Source organism: Acidisphaera rubrifaciens HS-AP3 (assembly GCF_000964365.1).
Classification (GTDB): Bacteria; Pseudomonadota; Alphaproteobacteria; order Acetobacterales; family Acetobacteraceae; genus Acidisphaera; species Acidisphaera rubrifaciens.
The window spans coordinates 1-3286 of sequence record NZ_BANB01000408.1; the positions used below are offsets into that span (position 1 = coordinate 1).

The following is a 3286-nucleotide window of genomic DNA, read 5'->3' on the forward strand; positions in this document are numbered from 1 at the left end:
GGGCCGCGCGCGCCGGCCGCGGCGCGCGGCGCCGGCACCGGCTTCGCCCGAGCGGCTCGATACGTTGCAGCGGGTGATCGTGGACAGTCTCGACGACGACAAGGCCGAGAACATCGTGACCCTCGACCTCGGCGGCCGCGCGGCGTTCTGCGACCGCATGGTGATCGCGACGGGCCTCGCCGACCGGCAGATTTCGGCGATGGCGACGCATTTGCAGGAGAAACTGGCCGAGGTCGGGCTGAAGCGCGTGCAGATCGAGGGCGCGGGCGGGTCCGACTGGGTGTTGATCGACGCGGGCGACATCGTCGTGCACCTGTTCAAGCCGGATGCGCGCGCGCTGTATCAGCTCGAACGCATGTGGGGCCCCGACCTCGCCGAGGCGGAGGATGGCGCGGGCGGCGGCTGAGGCGCCGTGCGGCTGATCGCCATCGGCCGCATGAGCGACGGGCCGGAGGCCGCGCTGTATGCCCGCTATGCCGCGCGCATCCGCCCGCGCCTCGATCTCGTGGAACTGCCGGACGGGCGCGGGGCGCCGGCGGAGATACGCCGCCGCGAGGGCGCCGCGCTGCTGGCGGCGATCCCGCCCGGCGCGCGGGCCGTGGCGCTCGATCAGGGCGGGGAGATGGCGGACAGCGCCCGCCTCGCCACGCGGCTGCAGGCGTGGCTGGACGAGGGACGGCCGCCCTGTTTCGTGATCGGCGGGGCGGAGGGGCTGGACGCGGCGGTGCTGGCGCGCGCCGAGCACGCGCTGTCGCTCGGCCCGATGACATGGCCGCATCTGCTGGCGCGTGCGATGCTGGCGGAGCAGTTGTGGCGGGCGCGCGCGATCGCCGCCGGCCATCCTTATCATCGCGCCGCCCGGCCGGACTCGCCGCGCGGGCGGTAAGGCGCGGGGCGTCGGCACCGGACCTGCGACGTCGGAGATCGTTTCGGCGAAATCACGTTCGCGTGGGTTGCAAGCAATGATGCGGTTGGCCGCCGGATACGGCGATAATCGGCGGCCCACCAATCAGGCACGACGATAAGCCATTGCCTATTGTTACGTATCTCGCGAAAGTGTGCTGACCAAGCGGCTTTTGCGATTTTGGCGAAATCACGTGACGCGGTAGGCTCGGCTGCAGGCGATTGGAGGATCACATGGTTTTGCCCCCTGAACACGGGGACAGCGAGGTTGATGTCCAGCGCCGAATAGCCGTGCTGGTCTCTCGCGTCGCCGATATCGAGCGCGATGGCGCGCATGCGTCGATTATGGTCGCACTCCTCGTGCGTTTGGTGGTAGGCCAGGGCATTATTGATCGTGGAGCGCTCGCCGAGGCGATTGACCGCGCGTCGCTCCGTCTGGAAGCCGCGCGCTCGGCCGCGGATGAGCATCGGCGGCTGGCAATCGACGACGCGCGCATCGCGCTGTCCGCCATGATCGCCTCGCTGCGCAAGCCGGCGGAATGAACGGCCGTTACCCTATTCCGGTCTGACGAGGCGCCAGACCGCCGATGTGCCGTCCAACGCTCTGCAATCCGCCAATATGCCGTGCACCGACACGCCAGCCTACCGGCTGCCGCAAGCAGGACGATTGTTCCTCGTGGCCCGGGCCATGATGATGCACCGAACAGGCTGGAGTGCGCGATGACCGACGGACAACCGCTCGATCGCGAGATCGAGGCGCGCGTCGCTGAACTGGAGGCGCGGCTGATACAGGCGGAGGGTGATGTCATCTTCTCGCTGCATGTCATCGGTCCGCTGGTGGAACTGCTGGTCGCGCGCGGCGGCATCGACAAAGCTGCCCTGCTCGAGCTGATCGATCAGGTAACCCTCACGCTGGAAAAGCTGCGCGCGCCGACCGCCGACGCCGGGCGCGCCGCCTATGACCTCGCACGCGAACGGCTGGAGGCGCTGCAGGAGACGCTGCGCGACGACACGCCCACCTAGGAGCCACGCATCCTAGGGGACGAACATCAGCACCGCCGCCGCCCCCATCACCGCCGTCGCGATCCAGCCCAGCGCCCGGATCGGCCAGCTCACGACATAGGCGCCCATCACCGCGCGGCGCGAGGCGAGGACGATCACCACCACCATCAGCGGCACCGCGACCACGCCGTTGATGACGGCACTCCAGAACAGCGCCTTCATCGGGCTGATGGGCGTGTATTGCAGCGCCAGCCCCGCCAGCATGCTGACCCCAATCACGCCGTAGAAGCCGCGCGCGTCGCGGGCGCGGCGTTCCAGCCCCCATTCCCAGCCCATCGCCTCGGCCAGCGCATAGGCGGCGGAGCCGGCGAGCACCGGCACGCCGATCAGCCCGACGCCCAGGATGCCGAGCGCGAACAGGATGAAGGCGAAATCGCCCGCCAGCGGCCGCAGCGCTCCGGCCGCCTGCGCCGCCGTCTCGATATCGGTGACGCCCGCGACATGCAGGGTCACGGCGCAGGCCAGGATGATGAACCAGGCGCTGATGTCCGAATAGAACATGCCGGTCCAGGTGTCCCAGCGGATGCGGCGCAGCTCGCGCCGGGCGGCGGCGCCCTCGGTCGCAAGAGGCGGCGCGTCGGCGTGCAGGCGCATGTCCTCCACCTCCTCCGACGCCTGCCAGAAGAACAGGTAGGGGCTGATCGTGGTGCCGAACACGCCGACGATCACGGTGGCCGAGGCGGCATCGATATGCAGGTCGGGCCAGAAGGTGCGCAGCGCGACCATGCCCCACGGCACGTGCACCGTCGCCAGCACCGCCGCGTAGGCCAGCAGCGAGAGCGTCAGCCATTTCAGATAGACGACGTAGCGGTGATACGGCACCGCCACCTGCAGCCCCAGCGTCACGGCGGCGAAGGCGACGGTCATGCCGTGCCGGCCGAGGCCGGTGACGAGTTCCGCGACCTCGCCCATCGGCGCGATGTCGGCGGCGATGTTGAGCGTGTTGGCGATCAGCAGCAGCAGCACGACGGCGTAGAGTACCGGGGCGGGAAAGGCGCGGCGGATATTGGCGGCGAGGCCGAGGCCGGTGACGCGGCCGATCTCCGCGCACATCAGCTGCACGCCCGCCATCAGCGGATACGCGAGCGGCATGGTCCACAGGAGGTTGAGGCCGTACTGGGCGCCGGCCTGCGAATAGGTGGCGATGCCGCTCGGGTCGTCGTCGGCGACGCCGGTGATCAGGCCGGGGCCGACGCGGGCGAGCGGATGCTCGCGCAGGCGCGCGAACAGCACCGACAGGCCGGAGCGCGGGGGCAACGGCTCCAGCGGGGGCACGCCGGTGGCAGGGGGCAGGCCGGCGGGGGGCAGGCCGGCGGGAGAA

5 protein-coding genes are annotated in these 3286 nt (G+C 70.3%); 4 read left to right on the forward strand and 1 reads right to left on the reverse strand.

Annotated elements, in window-relative coordinates; all coding sequences use genetic code 11:
• From rsfS to B8460_RS12015, 4 genes are all read left to right on the forward strand, one after another.
• Positions 1-406, forward strand: a 406-nt coding sequence (gene rsfS, locus B8460_RS12000) for a ribosome silencing factor (protein WP_048861838.1), incomplete at its 5' end; no start/stop codon positions are given.
• 6 nt (positions 407-412) lie between these two features.
• Positions 413-886 (forward strand): 23S rRNA (pseudouridine(1915)-N(3))-methyltransferase RlmH, encoded by a 474-nt coding sequence (locus B8460_RS12005; RefSeq protein WP_048861839.1) that lies wholly within the window; start codon positions 413-415, stop codon positions 884-886.
• Between the two features lie 251 nt (positions 887-1137).
• Positions 1138-1446, forward strand: a complete 309-nt coding sequence (locus tag B8460_RS12010; protein ID WP_148360566.1) for a hypothetical protein — start codon at positions 1138-1140, stop codon at positions 1444-1446.
• 177 nt (positions 1447-1623) lie between these two features.
• Positions 1624-1926, forward strand: coding sequence for a hypothetical protein (locus B8460_RS12015; RefSeq protein WP_048861841.1), 303 nt, complete (start codon positions 1624-1626; stop codon positions 1924-1926).
• A 12-nt stretch (positions 1927-1938) separates the two neighbouring features.
• Here the strand turns inward: B8460_RS12015 and B8460_RS12020 are convergent.
• A partial coding sequence (locus B8460_RS12020) for an NRAMP family divalent metal transporter (protein ID WP_307188637.1) occupies positions 1939-3286 on the reverse strand: 1348 nt, incomplete at its 5' end.

Bases quoted from the DNA above. Each gene is read 5' to 3' on its own strand.
- B8460_RS12010 (WP_148360566.1), top strand. From the start codon at position 1,138: ATGGTTTTGCCCCCTGAACACGGGGACAGCGAGGTTGATGTCCAGCGC.
- B8460_RS12015 (WP_048861841.1), top strand. From the start codon at position 1,624: ATGACCGACGGACAACCGCTCGATCGCGAGATCGAGGCGCGCGTCGCT.